Genomic DNA, 15,211 nt, shown 5'->3' with positions numbered 1-15,211 from the left:
GCGATCATACGATCGGCGGCGGTCCGCCCCACCCGAATTCGGCCCCGGCCACACTGCCCGGGAACCGCACGTGCGTGAGCAGCCCGGCGGCGCTCGGCGTGCGCAGCAGGAGGTCTTCGACATCTGACAAGGCCGGGTCGGCGACGGCGAGCCCGACCGCCGGCTCCACCCGCCCGAGGGCGTCGAGCGCGGCGGCGACACCGGCCAGGCTGACGTCCACCGCCAGCCCGCCGCCCCGGTTCAGCGCCTCGACCGCGCCGGCCGCCGCCCACCACCCGGCGCCGTGGTCCAGCACCTGCGCGGGCAGCGGCACCGGCCGCGACGCCCCGCCGGCGCGCATCCCCTCGTCGGCGATGCCGACAGCCATCTGCACCAGCGAGTCGAAGCCACGACGCCCGCCCCACGGTCCGTCGGTGCCGTAGGCGGAGATCGAGACGTGGACGAGCGCCGGGTTGACCGCCGCCAGCTCCTCCGCGCCCAGCCCCAGCGCCGCCAACGCGCCGGGCCGGTAGGACTGGAGCACGATGTCGGCCCCGCGTACCAGATCGAGGAACGCCGCACGCCCCTCGGCGGACCGCAGATCGAGGAACCGCAGAGCCTTGCCGAAGTTCAGATCCAGATCGAGCCCGCGGATCGTCGGCAGCGACGGCGACCGCACCATGGTGACCTCGGCGCCGTAGCCGGCCAGCACCCGCCCCGCGTTCGGCCCGGCGATGATGCGGGTCAGGTCCAGGACGCGGACGCCGGCCAGCGGACGGGTGCTGGGGCCGAGGCGGTCGGCGAGCTCCGCTCGGCCCGCACCGCCGGTACCTCCAGCACCGCTGGCCCCACCCGCCGACGAAGCAGCCGCCACCGGCCCGATCGCCGCCAAAGGCCGCGCAGCGACGGCGCCACTCTGCTCATGGGCCAGCCACTCGTCCCGCGTCCGCATCGCCGCGGCGACCCCACCCGCCTCGGCGATCGCGTCTTCCACCTCGAAGCGCCCACGCCGTCGCAGCGCGGCCTCGACCGCCTCCCGCTCCTGCGGGACGCCGAGCACCCGGCACGCGATCTCAGCGTGGTGCTCGAAGTTGCAGTGCAACCGCACCCAACCGTCCGCGGCCTCGTAGTCCCCCGACAGCGGCGCCCACTCGAACGCGGCCTCGCCGTCCACCCGCAGGTAGCGCTCACTCCGGAAGGCGATCGCCGCCTCACGCACTCCGACCGACACGTCAGGCACCGCGACACCGTTCCGCGCCGCGAGAAGCTCCGCGGCCCGCGTATGCGCCGCCGCCACCGACCGGGCCGCGAACTCCCCGACCCGAAACACCGACGGCAGACCGAGATCATCCATAGTCGGACCCTAACGACGGCTTGGGGTGTGGTGGTCCATAAGCCACCGTGGGATGAGTCACTCGCCGATGTGCGCCGTCTGCTCGACCGACTGGTCTTCCCGGAGCCGGAGCACCACCGTCGCCCGCTGTCGCGGGGCCAGCCGCGCCAGCGCGCGCCGTGCGCCGCGTCAGGCGTGCCCGGCACGTCACACGCGTCCGGCGCGTCAGGCGCCGGAGGCCAGCTCCCGCGAGCGGTCCCGCGCGGCCTCCAGGGCCGCGATCATGGCCGCCCGCACGCCGTGGTCCTCCATGGTGCGGATGGCGGAGATGGTGGTCCCGGCCGGGGAGGTCACCGCCTCGCGCAGCTTCACCGGGTGCTCGCCGGAGTCGCGCAGCATCACCGCGGCGCCGATCGCGGCCTGCACGATCAGGTCGTGCGCGGCGGCTCGCGGCAGCCCGAGCAGGATGCCGGCGTCGGTCATGGCCTCGACCAGGTAGTAGAAGTACGCCGGGCCGGAGCCGGACAGCGCCGTCACGGCGTCCTGCTGCGCCTCGGGCACCCGGATGGTCTTGCCGACCGGGGCGAAGATCTCCTCGGTGCGCGCCAGGTGCTCCTCGGTGGCGTGGCTGCCCGCCGAGATCGCGGACATGGCCTCGTCGACCAGCACCGGGGTGTTGGTCATGACCCGCACCACCGGAACCCCCTCGGCGAGCCGGGAGGCGATGAACTGGGTGGTGATGCCCGCGGCGCCGGAGATGACCAGCTTGCCGGCCGGCACGTGCGGGGCGAGTTCCTCCAGCAGCGTGCCCATGTCCTGCGGCTTGACCGTGAGGATGAGGGTGTCGGCCTTGACGGCGGCCTCGGCGTTGCTCACCGCCTCCACGCCGTAGCTCTCGTGCAGCGCGGCGGCCCGCTCCGGGCGGCGCGCGGTGACCAGCACCTCGCGGGCCGGCTTCCCGGCCCGCAACAGGCCGGAGACCAGGGCCTCGCCGATCTTTCCGGTGCCGAGGACGGCGACGCGCTGGGTCATGTCCGCTCTTCTCCTCACGGTGCGGGCCGCGGGGGCGGCGGCCCTTGCTCAGTCCTTCGAGAGCAGCGACCGCGCGAAGAAGCCGAGGTTCGCCGGGCGCTCAGCCAATCGTCGCATGAGGTAGCCGTACCACTCGCTCCCATAGGGCACATACACCCGCATGCGTTCGCCGGCGGCGGCCAGCCGCTTCTGCTCGTGCGGCCGCACCCCGAACAGCATCTGGAACTCGTAGCTGCCGATGCTGCGCCCGTTGCGGACCGCCAGCGCACCGCCGATCTCGATCAGCCGCGGGTCGTGGGTGGCCAGCATCGGGTAGCCTTCGCCGGCCATCAGAGTGCGCATGCAGCGGACGAAGGACAGGTCCACTTCCTGCTTCTCCTGGTACGCCACCGACTCCGGTTCCCGGTAGGCGCCCTTGCACAGCCGGACCCGCGAGCCGGGGGCGGCGAAGTCCTTGCAGTCGGCCTCGGTGCGCCGCAGGTACGCCTGCAGCACGATGCCCGCCCAGGGGTAGTCCCGCCGCAGTTCGGAGACGATCTTCAGGGTCGAGTCGGTGGTGGTGTGGTCCTCCATGTCGAAGGTCACCGTCGTCCCGGCGCGCTGTGCGGCCTCGCAGACCGCGTGCGCGTGTTCGAGGGCTATCTTCTCGCCGTCGCTGCTCAGCGACTGGCCGATCGCCGACAGCTTCACCGACACCTCGGCGTGCGGGGTCAGACCGGCCGCGGCCAGCCGCTCCAGCAGGAGCAGGTACGCCTCCTTGACCAGGATCGCCTGGTTGGAATCGGTGGTGTCCTCGCCCAGATGGTCGATCGTGGCCAGCAGGCCGTCCTCGATCAACGCGTCGGCCACCGCCACGGCGTCGTCGGTGGCGGGCCCGGCCACGTAGCGCTTCACCACCTGCCGCGACCCCGGGGAGCGCTCGATGAGGGCGCGCGTGCGCTCACTGCCCGCCGCCGCCAGCAATGTCCGACGCAACACCTCAGGTCCTCCTGCCCGCCGTGCTTTCCCCAGCAGGCCAAGCCTAGAACCGAAACCGGCCCGCGTCCGGACCGGTGAGCCGCGCGGGCGACGGATCAGCGGCGGGCTCAGCCGGTGAGCGCGCCGATGCCGAGCCCGGCCAGATACAGGCTGAAGGCCCACAGCACCGCGTAGACGAGCCCGGTGGCGCCGTTGACGGGCTCGGACGGCCGGGTGCGCCGCCGCCGCCCGGGGCGGACCGGCAACGGCTCGGGCTCCTTGAACCACATCAGGATCGGGCCGATCCCGCCGACCACGAACAGCCAGAACCACGCCCACCGGGTGGCGTAGGGGTGGCTGGCGACGGCCAGCATGGCGATGAAGCTCAGGCCCCACAGCACACCCGCCGCGAAGACCAGCCAGGACGGCTCGTCGGCGTCGGCCACGGCCTCGATCCAGAGCCGGTCCGAGCCCAGGGTGGTGAAGGACAACCCGTGCGAACCCGCCGTCGTCCCCGCGAGCTGGAGCTGCGTCCGCGCGTCGTAGGGGCCGTCGGCCCGGTACCAGCGCAGCGGTCCCTCGTGCCACACGACGGACACCCCGGTCCCGGCGTCGTCGTGGACCTGCACGCGGGTGACCTGGCCGGTCCGTACCCCGGCCAGCACCTGCCCGAAGCGGGCCCGGTGGGGGGTGCGCATCGGCAGCGTCAACAGCAGCGCCGCCGCCAGGACCAGGACGCAAACCCACCGCAGAGCCGCGGATCCCCCCCAACGCATGGCAGGATCCTGGCATACCTCAGGGCTTGCGGACGACCCCCAGCCATGTGGTGTATTCCTCTACAACCATCCCATCCGGGAAGTGTTCCAGCAGGACGGCACGCTCGGCGTCCAGGAACGCCGCCAGCCGCTCCGGCGCCACGGTGCTCATGTACGAGCGCGAGGTGACGTTCACCATCCGCTGCTCCATGGATATGGTCCGGGACCACGGCGCCTCGAAGACCAGCGTCCGCAGTCCGGCGCCGTGCGAGCCCATGGCGATCCGCGGCTCCTGGTCGAAACCGGTGCTGTCGTTGCCGTAGTCCGGTTCGCCCCCGATCAGCTCCCTGATGCGATCGTTGTAGCCGGTGCGCCACGGCGCGTCCGCGACCGGTTTGTTCCAGACGCAGGCCAGCACACCGCCCGGCTTGAGCACCCGCAGCACCTCCGGCACCGCCAGCTCCGGGTCCACCCAGTGCCAGGCCTGCGCGAAGGTCACGAAGTCGACCGAGGCGTCCCGCAGCGGCAGCGCGTTGGCGCTGCCCAGCACCGCGCCGACCCCCGGGGAGTCCGCCACCAGCTGCCGCAGCATCGGCTCGGACAGCTCCACCGCCGTGACCGCGGCGCCCCCGGCCTGGAGCTGCCGGGAGAAGATGCCGGTCCCGGCGCCGACGTCGGCGACCCGCGCCCCGGCCAGCGGTCGCCCGGCCAGGTCCTGCAAGGCGTCGAAGACCGCCGGCGGATAGGTGGGCCGGCCCTGTGCGTAGACGGAAGCCAGGTTGTCGAACATCGAGGACTCGGTCAACGGTCACCCCTTCGTGGCGCTCGGTTCTCCGGACGCCCGCAGAGCGCGCGGCTCCTTGTCGTCCCACACCCTGGCCAACGCCCGGCGGGCGAACAGCAGGGACTCCCGCAGATCCTCCTCGCGCTGCAGCGCGGTCTCCGCGCGCCGGGTGCTCACCTCCAGCACCACGGCGCCGTCCAGGCCGCGCCGCGCGATCCGCTCCAGGATCTCCTGGCACGGCTGCGTGCCGCGCCCCGGCACCAGGTGCTCGTCCTTGTTCTGGCCGGTGCCGTCGGCCAGGTGCAGGTGCACCAGCCGGTCGCCCATCCGCTCGTACATCGCCAGCGCGTCGTTGCGCGCGGTCGCGGTGTGGGACAGGTCCAGGACGTAGTGCTCGTAGCCGGTCCCGGTGGGGTCCCAGCCCGGGAAGTAGGCCTCGCCCTCGCGCTCCATCCGGGGCAGCCTGATGCGCGGAATGCGGCCGAAGATGTCGGGGGTGGAGGCCCGCCACGGGTACATGTTCTCCACCGCGAACTGGATGTCCGACTCCTGATTCAGGCGCCGGATCCCCTCGGCGAACTCCTCGGCGTAGGGCTGCTGCCAGCGGAACGGCGGGTGCACCACGACCACTTTGGCGCCGACCCGCGCGGCCGCCTCCCGGGACCTCTTCAGCTTCTCCCAGGGGTCCGAGCCCCAGACCCGCTTCAGGTTCAGCCAGAACAGCGTCGGGGCGTGGATCGAGACCACCGGGATCTGGTACTCGTCGACGTACTCCTGGATCTTCTCCGGGTACTGGCTCGCCGGGTCCACCGACACCATGACCTCGACGCCGTCGTAGCCGAGCCGGGACGCGACGTCGAAGGCGTAGCGCGTGCTCTCGGGGTAGACCGACGAGGTCGACAGGCCGACCTTCGGCAGGATGACGTGCTCCGTCGTCCCGGCGCTGTCGGTCCTGAAGGTCACGCCGTTCAGCTTACAAGGGTGTCCAGCCGGCGCAGGATCACGCCTTCGCGCAGCGCCCAGGGGCACAGCTCGGCCACCTCGACCCCGAACAGGTCGAAGGCGGCGTCCGCGACCACCGCGCCGGCCAGCAGCTGACCGGCCCGGCCCGGCGAGACCCCGGGCAGGCCGGCGCGCTGGGCCGCGGACATCTGCGACAGCCGGGGCAGCCACTCGGTCAGGTCGCCGGCGCGCAGCGAGCGCGGTGCGTACAGGCCCTGCGCCGAGGGTGCGGCGCCGGCGATCCGGGCCAGCTGCCGGAAGGTCTTGGAGGTCACCACCACGCGGTCCGGGCGGCCGGCCCGGGCCACCTTGGAGACCGCCTTGGCGACCTCGTGCCGGACGTACTTGCGCAGCTCCCGGATCTGTTCCGGGCCCGGCGGGTCGCCCTTGAGCCGGTCGTGGGTGAGCCGGGCGGCGCCCAGCGGCAGCGACTCGCTGACGTCCGGCATCTCGTCCAGGCCGACCGCGATCTCCAGCGAGCCGCCGCCGATGTCCAGCACCAGCAGCCGGCCGGCGGACCAGCCGAACCAGCGGCGCACCGCCAGGAAGGTCAGCCGGGCCTCGTCCGGGCCGGGCAGCACCTCCAGGTTGACGCCGGTCTCCTTGCGGACGTCGGCCAGCACCTTGTCGCCGTTGGCGGCCTCGCGCACCGCGGAGGTGGCGAAGGCCAGCATCTCCTCGGCGCCCTTGTCCTCGGCGACCCGCAGGGCGTGCGAGACCACCTGGCACAGCCGCTCGATGCCGGCCGGCAGGATCGCGCCGCCGTCGTCGGTGAGCTGGGACAAGTGGAGCTCGACCTTGTGAGAGAAAGCCGGAATGGGGTGGGCACCCTCGTGCGCGTCGAGCAGCAGCAGGTGCACCGTGTTCGATCCGACGTCCAACACTCCGAGGCGCATATCGGAATACGTTACCGGGCCGCCCACGGCTGGGCCTCCCACGCCTCGGCACGCCGACGGCTTAGGCTTGTGCGGTGCCTGAAGTACCGCTCGACTTCCCCCGCGAATGGGTGGAGTTCCCCGACCCTGACAACGCGGCCCAGATCTACCGGGCCGACCTGACGTGGCTGTGCTCACGCTGGACCTGCATCTGGGGCGCCGGCTGCGGCGGGATCCGCCCCGGCCGCGCCTCCGACGGCTGCTGCACGCTCGGCGCGCACTACTCGGACAAGGCCGACCGCAAGCGGGTCGAGCGGGCCGCCGAGCGGCTCACCGACGAGACCTGGCAGTTCCGGTCGGTGGGCCTGGAGCTCGGAATCACTCAGAAGGATGAGGACGGCGACAAGCAGACGCGGGTCGTCGAGGGCGCGTGCCTGTTCCTGAACCGGCCCGGGTTCGAGGGCGGCGAGGGCTGCGCCCTGCACGCGCTGGCGCTGCGCGAGGGCGTGCACCCCTTGCAGACCAAGCCGGACGTGTGCTGGCAGCTGCCGGTGCGGCGGTCCTACGACCGCGTGGAGCGGCCGGACGGGACCGAGGTCCTGGTGGTGTCGATCGGCGAGTACGACCGGCGCGGCTGGGGCGGCGGCGGGCACGACCTGAACTGGTGGTGCACCGGCGCCACGGAGGCGCACGTCGGGCGCGAGCCCGTGTACGTGTCCTACGGGCCGGAACTGACCGAGATGATGGGCCAGAAGGCCTACGACGTGCTGGTCGGGCTGTGTGAGACCCGGGACGCCGCGCGGGTGCTGGTCGCCCCGCACCCGGCCGACCCGGCGTGACACCCGTCGATCGCCCGAATCAGAGCATTGCCATAAGCGGGCGTCGGCTCTAGGTTGCCCCCTGTGCGTTCTGCCACCACGCATGCACTGTGACGAGACCTCCCACCACGAGTTGGAGTGATCAATGCACACAGCACGCAGGGTGGTGGTCGCCGCGACAGCCCTGGCGACCGCCCTGACGACCTCGACCGCGTTCGCCACCGCCGGGGGTTCCGGCGCCGTGCGGCAGGTGTCGCTGACGAACCCGGTGGCCGGCTGCACCGCCGGCGCGGCCAACGGCCACAACGTCCCGGGCAGCGAGACCGAGCCGTTCGTCTCGGTGGACCCGCATCACTCCGGGCACGCGATCGTCACCTGGCAGCAGGACCGCTGGAGCAACGGCGGCGCGCACGCCGGGGGCTACGCGTGGACCGCGGACGGCGAGCACTACCGGGTCGGGGTGCTGCCGTTCGGGCAGTGCTCGGGCGGCGGCGACTACCACCGGATCTCCGACATCTGGGTCAGCTTCGGACCGGACGGGGCGGCCTACTCCAGCGTTCTGCAGTTCGACGAGAACACGAACCGCGGCGGTGTCGGCGCCGCCACGTCGTTCGACGGCGGGGCCACCTGGCGGTACGCGCAACCGGTGGTCGCCGACGACGATCCGGACCTGGCCGACGACAAGAACTCGGTGACCGCCGACCAGGTGCACGCCGGGGTCGCGTACCAGGTGTGGGACCGGTTGGACGCGTCGGACGACGGCTTCGACGGCCCGGCGCTGGTCTCGGTGACCCACGACCACGGCCGGACCTGGTCGCGGCCGGCGACGATGATCGACACCGCGGCGGTGGCGCCGTTCACCCAGACCATCGGCAACATCGTGGTCGAGGACGCGCACGGGAAGCTCTACGACTTCGCCAACCTGATCACGTTCACCGACGCCAGCGGGAGCGTCCCGGTGACCGCGACCTACGTGATGACCACGTCGACCGACGAGGGCGCGACCTGGTCCCGGCCGACGCCGGTGGCGACCGACTCGTCGGTGGCCGAGGCCGACCCGAACGCGCCGGACAAGGTGCTGCGGGCCGGCGCGGGGCTGGAGGCCGTCGCGGTGGACCCGGTGTCCGGGCGGATCTGGATGACGTACGAGGGCTCGGACTTCAGCGGCGGGGCCTACGACCAGATCGAGATGGTGTCCTCCGACGACGGCGGCGCCACCTGGTCGGCGCCGGCGCTGGTGAGCGAGCCGGGCGTGCCCGCGTTCACGCCGGTGGTCGCGGTGGATCACGAGGGCACGGTGGCGGTGTCGTACTACGACCTGCGCTACCTGGCTCCGGGGAACACCACGACGTTGCCGACCGCGCGCTTCGTGAAGACGTACCGGGGCGGCGACACCGGTCTGACACACGGCGTGGAACGACAGATCACGCCGCAGTTCGACTGGCTGCTGGCCCCCTTCGCCGGCGGGTACATGCTCGGCGACTACGAGGGGATGGCGCCGGCCGGGACGTTCGGCGTGCAGACCGTGTTCGTGGCGTCGCTGAACCCGGCGACCGGGCCGACGGACGTGTACAGCGGAGTGTTCCGGGGTCCGTTCGGCGGGGACGGCGCGGGCGGCGGGGCGAAGGTTGCAGGGCCTGCGTCCCCTGGGACGAATGGACTGCACGCCGCGGCCGGATCGCATGGAAAGGGGCGGCTGAGCCGCTGATCCCCTGATTGCGGAAGACGCCCGACACGCTGGGTCTGTCGGGCGCCTTCCGGAGCTCCGGCGCGACGGGTTGCCGGAGCGGCTTGCGGGGACGGCCGGCGGATCAGGGGGCCGCCGGCCGGGGCCGGTTCATCGGTGGCGGTGCGGAACCGGCCGGGTGTCGGTACGCGGCGTCGGAGGTTGCGACGGGGTGGACTGCGCGCCGGTGCCCGAGGGGCTGGCGCCCGACGGGCTGGTGCCCGAAGGGTCGGTGCCCGAAGGGTTGGTGCCCGAGGGGTTGGTGCCCGAGGGGTTGGTGCTCGGCGGGCTGCTCGGAGCGTTCGACGACGAGCCCGAAGTGGCGGGGCCACCGGGGCTGCTCGCGCTCGAGGCCGGCGAGCTGTGCGGCGTGGTCGGGGTGCTCGGCGGCGGGCCCGGGGTGCTCGGCGGGCTCGAAGGGCTGGTCGAGCCACCGGGCGTGGTGCTCGAAGAGCCCGGTGTGCTCGGCGTACTCGAAGAACCCGATGTGCTCGGGGTGCTCGGCGTACTGCTCGGGGTGGACGGCGGGCTGCTCGGCGTGCCGGGGTTGCCGGACCCGCTGAGCGCGACCATCTGCCCGCTCGGGTCGAAGCGAACGTGGGCCTGCCACGCGGTGCTCGGCTCGGCGGCGTGGTCGACGGTGATGCGCATCGTGGTCTGCGCGCCCGGGGCGAGGATGCCGGAGACGGCGCTGAGGCGGAGCCACGGGGCGTCGGGGGAGGCGGTCCAGGAGACCGGCGCAGTGCCGGAGTTCCAAAGCGTCACCGTGACCTCGCCGGGGGTGTTCGAGCGCTGGGTCACGCTGATGTTGAGTTGACCGGTGCCGGTGCTCGGGCCCGGCCCGGGCCCGGTGCTGTCGACCGCCGAGGGCAGCGAGTCCATCGGCCCGCCGAAGGGCGGGGCCGAGCTGCCCGGCGCGGAGCCCGTGCTCGACGGCGCCGCCGGCATCACCGCCGCGACCACCTGGGCGCTCACGGTGTCGCCGCCGCGCTCCGATCCGGACGCCCGCAGCCCGCCGGCGACGGGCAGCGCCGGCCCGGCCGCGCCGCCGGAACTGGGGCGCGGGTAGTCGGGCACCTGCGCGGAGTTGCCGTTGGGGTCCGGCGGGGTGAACAGCGTCTTGTTGCTGGACGCCGTCGACGGTACGAACAACACGAACGCCGTCACCCCCGCCGCGCCGGCCCCGCTCAGCACCGCCGAGCTGGCCAGCGCCGACCGGAAGGTCGACTTCCGGCGCGTGGGCACCGGTGCGGGCCGCGCGAAGACCCGGGTCGCGTCGGGGCGCGCGGGACCCGGGCCCGCGCCGGCACTCCGCGCCGGGACGATGCGCGGCGCCTGGTGCGCCGACGGGTCCTCGGCCGCCATGGCCGCCGCGACGGTCGCAGCGACCTCATACGTGTCCCGGACCCGCCTCCGCGGCCCGAGGACGCCCTTCTTCACGTCCGCGGCACCGCGCCGCCGTCCCTCGACCGCGGCCGCCACCGAGTTGCGGCTGGGAGGCGGAGCCGTCGTGGAGACCGCCCGGTCGGCCCGCAGGTCTTCGAAGACGTTGCCCCGCTCGCGCACCCCGTCGCCGCCGGCCACGAGCGGCATGACGGTCGTGTCCGCCTCATCGCGCCGCGGCAGCGCAGGATCCGCGCCAGCTGGGCGAACCGGGCCCACCGGGCCAACCGCGGCAACCGGGCCGACTGCGCCGACCGGGCCGGCACCGACGAGCGCTTCGTCCCGTGGGTTCACCGGAGCGGCCGCCAGGCCTCGGCGCGGGGCGATCGGTCCGTCCCCGGCGGCCTCCGCCGCCCGCCGTCCGGGCGTCCGGCCGGTCAGTCCGGCGCCATCATGATCACGGCTCTCCTCCCGCCGCACCGTCGCCAGGCGTCCCGGGGCGGAGGCCACCGCGCCCGCGGCGGCTTCGGCCGCGGCCGAGGAAGTCCGGCCCGTCAAGAGGGCGCCGAGGAGGCGCGGCTTCTTCTCCGCCTCGCTCGGTGCGAGGACCGCCGCCTGACGGGGGCGCGGCGGATACATCGCCTCGGCGGTCGGGAAGCCCAAGGTGTCGAAGCGGATCAGGCGGCCGGCGATGGCGGCCTTCTCGGCTTCCTTCTCCGGGCCGGTGTCCAGCAGGTCGCTGAGGACGCGCTCGCGCAGCCCCTTCGGGGCCGGCACGTGCGGCAGGATCGACGGCGCCTGCGGGGCGCCGACCACCCGGTGCAGGTGGAACTGGCAGCGGGAGCAGGCGTCCACATGCGCCACCAGGGGTTCGCGGCGCTGGGCCGTCAGCCGGCCGCTCCAGCCGTCGGCGAGCGCCGCCAGGTCCGGGCAGTGCTCGCGGGTGGTGCGCAGCAGCGCGGTGGCGGCGAGCGAGCGCTCCAGCTCGTGCCAGGCCGCGGAGAGCAGTTCGAAGGACTCGGCCGCGGGCTTGCCCAGTATCAAGCCGACCGCGCGGCTCTCCATGCCGTGGCGGACCGACAGCTCCAGCACCTCACGGTGGGCCGCGGTCAGGCCGTCGGTGTCCGGCCAGTCCAGGGAGGACAGTTCGGCGGCCAGCAGCGAGCGCTCCAGCTCGGCCATCGAGCGTTCCTTGCCGGCGTCCCCGTCCTTGCCCGGCGACGCCGCCCCGGACGCCGCCGCCAGCCGCATCCGCGGCAGCTTCCCCGCCCGGCAGTAGTGCCGTGCGATCGCGTACAGCCACGGCCGGAGCATCTCGGCGTCGCCCAGGTGCGCGACGTGGTGGTCGGCGGCGACGAAGGTGCAGTACACCGCCGAGGCCGCGGCCTCGTGGTTGCGCAGGCCGCCGAGGGCGTAGGTGTGCAGACCGTCCGCGTAGGCGTCGTAGGCCGCCGCGCGCCCCCAGCTGTCGGAGACGCTGTCGCGGTTCACCGGGTCCGCGGGATCCAGAGGATCGCTGGCGTTCGAGTCGTGGTCCTTCACGCCAGCCGACGTTAGACATGAACCGGTGGATTGACACGCCGAAACGGCCCAGGTTGCCACCTTCGGGCGGTTCTCCGACCTGGGCCGTAACCTTTGCCGGCGTCCCGGCTCCTAGCCGCGCCTCAGGGCGTGGCGGTGGAGGTCGGCGTCGACGGGCTGCTCGGCAGGCCGTTGGTGGTCGACGTCGACGTGTCCGGTGTCGTCGGCGTGGTCGACGGCGCGCCGCCGGTGCTCGTCGTCGCCGAGCTCGACGGTTTGCGGCTGGTCGACGTGCTGTGCGAGGTCGTCGTCGTCTTCTTCGACGTGCTCGACGTCTTGTGCGTCGCGCTGCCGGACGTGGACCCGTCGGTCGCCCCGCCGTCGGCCGACGTCGTCGCGCCGGCCTGCGAGTCGGAGGGCTGCGGTGTCGTCGGCGCGCCGCCGGACGCCGACGAGGACGCCCCGGCGTTGGCCGCCGACGAGGCGGACGAGGTCGTGGTCTGCGTCCCGGACGGGCTGCCGCCGGAGCCGCCGCCCATGACCGCCCAGGCGCCGCCGCCGACCGCGGCCAGCACCAGCGCGATGCCGGCCACCGGCAGCAGCTTGCGGGCGCTGCCGGTGGAGGACTTGCCGCCGCCGGTCGGGAACCCGGACTCGTCGAAACGCCCGGCCCGGTCCGCGATCCGCTGGCAGAACGACGCGCCGGCCGGATCGCGCAGGGTGTCCAGGACCCGGGCGCGCACGCCCGGCGGCACGAAGGTCTGCGGCAGCTCCTCGAACAGCCGCAGCGGGCGGCGGTTCTCGATGTGGTCGGCGCACGCCTTGTCCTGCTTGACGTGCCGGGCCACCGACTCCAGCCAGGGGTCGACGCCCTTGCCGTCGAGCCGGTCGAAGCGCTTGCCGAGCTCGGCGATCTCCGCGCAGCGCGGATCGCCGACCCGGTTGGCCAGCACCGCGGCCAGACCGTTCTCCAGGTCCTCCTGGGCGTCCTGCACGACCTGCCCGATCTGCTCCTCGGACATGTCCATGACCAGGGCCAGGTCGGCGTCCACCATGCGGTGCCGGAAGGCCAGGTCGAGGATCTCGCGGGTCTCCGGGGGCAGCATGGCGTAGACGTCGAGGGCGGCGCGCGCGAACTTGTCCCCGCGGGTGCCCTGCGCGGCGTCGGCCGGGATGTCGTCGGAGACCCCCAGGCGCAGCGCCTCGGCGCGGGTCAGCGCGTAGAGCCAGGCCCCGAGCTCGTCGGGGTTGGCGAGTTCGCGGATCCGGTGGTCGGCGACGATGAAGGCGTCACGAAGCGCGTCGGCGGCCAGTTCGTGGTCCGCCAACAAGTCGTAGCAATAGGCATACAGACGCGCGCCGTATGTGTCATAGATCTGCCCGATCGCGAGCTGATCCCCCGCGCGCAGCGCCGTCACCATCTCCCGGTCTGTCACGGCCTCAGACGTTAAGCCATTCGAGTGAGAAACGGCCAGTGGATCAGGGGTTTCCGCTTCGGGGCCCGCCGGTATTGACCGCGTTTGCGCACAAAAGTGACATCAGGTGACGGACACCCTGCGGGGTGTAGACCGCCCGCGGCCGGTCCCTGTCGGTTCCGGAGGCTACGGTTTCCGCATGGCGACCACCAACTCCCGGACCCGGAAGGCCGACGCCGCGGCGTCGTACCAGTGCACGGAGTGCGGGACACAGTACGCCAAGTGGGTCGGCCGTTGCGGGGAATGCCAGACCTGGGGCAGCGTCGAGGAACGGGGCGCGGCCAAGTCGGCGCCGAAGACCGTGGCGAGCATGCCGGCGCAGAAGGCACGGCCGATCTCCGAGGTCGCGGTGGACGACGCCGCCGCGGTCCCCACCGGCGTCGGCGAGCTGGACCGGGTGCTCGGCGGCGGCCTCGTGCCCGGCGCGGTGGTGCTGCTGGCCGGCGAGCCCGGCATCGGCAAGTCGACGCTGCTGCTGTCGGCGGCCGCCTCCTACGCCGCCTCCGGCGCGCGCACCCTGGTGGTCACCGGCGAGGAGTCGGCGGCCCAGGTGCGGCTGCGCGCCGACCGGGTCAGGGCCCTGAGCCCGAACCTGTTCCTGGCCGCCGAGACCGATCTGGGCTCCGTGCTCGGGCAGATCGAGGCGGTGGAGCCGCGGCTGGTGATCGTGGACTCGGTGCAGACCGTCGCCTCGGCCGCGGTGGACGGCACCCCCGGCGGCGTCACCCAGGTCCGCGAGGTGGCCGCGGCGCTGATCCGGGACGCGAAGGAGCGCAACATGGCGTGCGTGCTGGTCGGGCACGTCACCAAGGACGGCAGCATCGCCGGCCCGCGCATCCTGGAGCACCTGGTGGACGTGGTGCTGCAGTTCGAGGGCGACCGGGCCTCCAGCCTGCGCCTGATCCGCGCGGTGAAGAACCGGTACGGCGCCAGCGACGAGATCGGCTGCTTCGAGATGCACGACGCCGGGATCCGCGGTCTGTCCGATCCCAGCGGCCTGTTCCTCTCCCGCCGGCCGGTCCCGGTCCCGGGCACCTGTGTCACGGTGACCCTGGAGGGCCGCCGCCCGCTGGTGGCCGAGGTGCAGGCGCTGGTCACCCAGTCCAGCGCGCCGACGCCGCGCCGCGCCTCCTCCGGTCTGGACACGAATCGGGTGGCGATGATCCTGGCCGTGCTCCAGCAGCGCGGCGGCATCGGCGGCCTGTCCAGCTCGGAGATCTACAGCGCCACCGTGGGCGGGGTGCGGCTCACCGAACCGGCCGCGGACCTGGCGCTGCTGCTGGCGCTGGCCTCGGCGACGGTGAACGAGCCGGTCGGGGAGGGCGTGGTGGCCATCGGCGAGGTCGGGCTGGCCGGCGAGGTGCGGCCGGTCACCGGGGTCCGCCGGCGGCTGTCCGAAGCCGCGCGGCTGGGCTTCAAAACCGCCCTGGTACCGCCGGATCCGGACGGGAAGCGATACGGCGGGAACCCCGGGGGCCTGTCGATCGTCGAAGTGGGCGACGTCCGCGCAGCGCTTCACGCCGTGGCGACCGGCTCCCGCCGGTAAGGTTGGTGCAGACACACGAGAGCAG

At 73.4% G+C, this 15,211-nt stretch carries 12 protein-coding genes; 3 read left to right on the top strand and 9 right to left on the bottom strand.

Features of this window, described 5'->3' with window-relative positions; translation table 11 throughout:
- Positions 1–4: 4 nt before the first annotated feature.
- The 7 genes from ABD466_RS30245 to ABD466_RS30210 all read right to left on the bottom strand — a co-directional run bounded on the left by ABD466_RS30245 (position 5) and on the right by ABD466_RS30210 (position 6,738).
- Positions 5–1,333 carry a CoA transferase gene (locus ABD466_RS30245; RefSeq protein WP_344660612.1) on the bottom strand — a complete coding sequence of 443 codons (1,329 nt, stop codon included), beginning with the start codon at positions 1,331–1,333 and terminating at the stop codon, positions 5–7.
- Positions 1,334–1,537: 204 nt separating this feature from the next.
- Positions 1,538–2,344 carry a pyrroline-5-carboxylate reductase gene (gene proC / locus ABD466_RS30235; RefSeq protein ID WP_344660611.1) on the bottom strand — a complete coding sequence of 269 codons (807 nt, stop codon included), beginning with the start codon at positions 2,342–2,344 and terminating at the stop codon, positions 1,538–1,540.
- A gap of 48 nt (positions 2,345–2,392) precedes the next feature.
- A complete protein-coding gene (locus ABD466_RS30230; protein ID WP_344660610.1) occupies positions 2,393–3,322 on the bottom strand; it encodes a proline dehydrogenase family protein in 930 nt (309 codons plus the stop codon).
- 107 nt (positions 3,323–3,429) lie between these two features.
- The gene (locus ABD466_RS30225) at positions 3,430–4,077 is read right to left on the bottom strand and encodes a hypothetical protein (protein WP_344660609.1); all 648 of its coding nucleotides are present in this window, start codon (positions 4,075–4,077) and stop codon (positions 3,430–3,432) included.
- A gap of 19 nt (positions 4,078–4,096) precedes the next feature.
- Positions 4,097–4,861 (bottom strand): class I SAM-dependent methyltransferase, encoded by a 765-nt coding sequence (locus ABD466_RS30220; RefSeq protein WP_344660608.1) that lies wholly within the window; start codon positions 4,859–4,861, stop codon positions 4,097–4,099.
- Between the two features lie 3 nt (positions 4,862–4,864).
- Positions 4,865–5,803, bottom strand: a complete 939-nt coding sequence (locus ABD466_RS30215) for a sugar phosphate isomerase/epimerase family protein (RefSeq protein WP_344660607.1) — start codon at positions 5,801–5,803, stop codon at positions 4,865–4,867.
- A 5-nt stretch (positions 5,804–5,808) separates the two neighbouring features.
- A complete protein-coding gene (locus ABD466_RS30210) occupies positions 5,809–6,738 on the bottom strand; it encodes a Ppx/GppA family phosphatase (protein WP_344660606.1) in 930 nt (309 codons plus the stop codon).
- 74 nt (positions 6,739–6,812) lie between these two features.
- On the opposite strand from ABD466_RS30210, the gene ABD466_RS30205 reads away from it, so the two are divergent.
- Positions 6,813–7,556 (top strand): DUF3109 family protein, encoded by a 744-nt coding sequence (locus tag ABD466_RS30205; RefSeq protein WP_344660605.1) that lies wholly within the window; start codon positions 6,813–6,815, stop codon positions 7,554–7,556.
- 124 nt (positions 7,557–7,680) lie between these two features.
- Positions 7,681–9,243: a sialidase family protein gene (locus tag ABD466_RS30200; protein ID WP_344660604.1), complete on the top strand. Its 1,563-nt coding sequence runs from the start codon at positions 7,681–7,683 to the stop codon at positions 9,241–9,243.
- Positions 9,244–9,372: 129 nt separating this feature from the next.
- On the opposite strand, the gene ABD466_RS30195 is transcribed toward ABD466_RS30200, so the two are convergent.
- Positions 9,373–12,186 carry a BACON domain-containing protein gene (locus ABD466_RS30195; protein WP_344660603.1) on the bottom strand — a complete coding sequence of 938 codons (2,814 nt, stop codon included), beginning with the start codon at positions 12,184–12,186 and terminating at the stop codon, positions 9,373–9,375.
- Between the two features lie 122 nt (positions 12,187–12,308).
- Positions 12,309–13,601 carry an RNA polymerase sigma factor gene (locus ABD466_RS30190; protein WP_344660602.1) on the bottom strand — a complete coding sequence of 431 codons (1,293 nt, stop codon included), beginning with the start codon at positions 13,599–13,601 and terminating at the stop codon, positions 12,309–12,311.
- A 178-nt stretch (positions 13,602–13,779) separates the two neighbouring features.
- Here ABD466_RS30190 and radA point away from each other — a divergent pair, with 178 nt between their 5' ends.
- The gene (gene radA / locus ABD466_RS30185) at positions 13,780–15,186 is read left to right on the top strand and encodes a DNA repair protein RadA (protein WP_344660601.1); all 1,407 of its coding nucleotides are present in this window, start codon (positions 13,780–13,782) and stop codon (positions 15,184–15,186) included.
- The last annotated feature ends 25 nt before the right edge of the window (positions 15,187–15,211 follow it).

The organism is Catenulispora subtropica, assembly GCF_039531675.1.
GTDB lineage: Bacteria > Actinomycetota > Actinomycetes > Streptomycetales > Catenulisporaceae > Catenulispora > Catenulispora subtropica.
This window is presented reverse-complemented; position numbering and strand designations above follow the sequence as displayed.

Excerpts from the sequence above, each read along its gene's own strand:
- ABD466_RS30245 (WP_344660612.1), bottom strand. The coding sequence starts at position 1,333 with ATGGATGATCTCGGTCTGCCGTCGGTGTTTCGGGTCGGGGAGTTCGCG.
- proC (WP_344660611.1), bottom strand. The coding sequence starts at position 2,344 with ATGACCCAGCGCGTCGCCGTCCTCGGCACCGGAAAGATCGGCGAGGCC.
- ABD466_RS30225 (WP_344660609.1), bottom strand. The coding sequence starts at position 4,077 with ATGCGTTGGGGGGGATCCGCGGCTCTGCGGTGGGTTTGCGTCCTGGTC.
- ABD466_RS30210 (WP_344660606.1), bottom strand. The coding sequence starts at position 6,738 with ATGCGCCTCGGAGTGTTGGACGTCGGATCGAACACGGTGCACCTGCTG.
- ABD466_RS30200 (WP_344660604.1), top strand. The coding sequence starts at position 7,681 with ATGCACACAGCACGCAGGGTGGTGGTCGCCGCGACAGCCCTGGCGACC.
- radA (WP_344660601.1), top strand. The coding sequence starts at position 13,780 with ATGGCGACCACCAACTCCCGGACCCGGAAGGCCGACGCCGCGGCGTCG.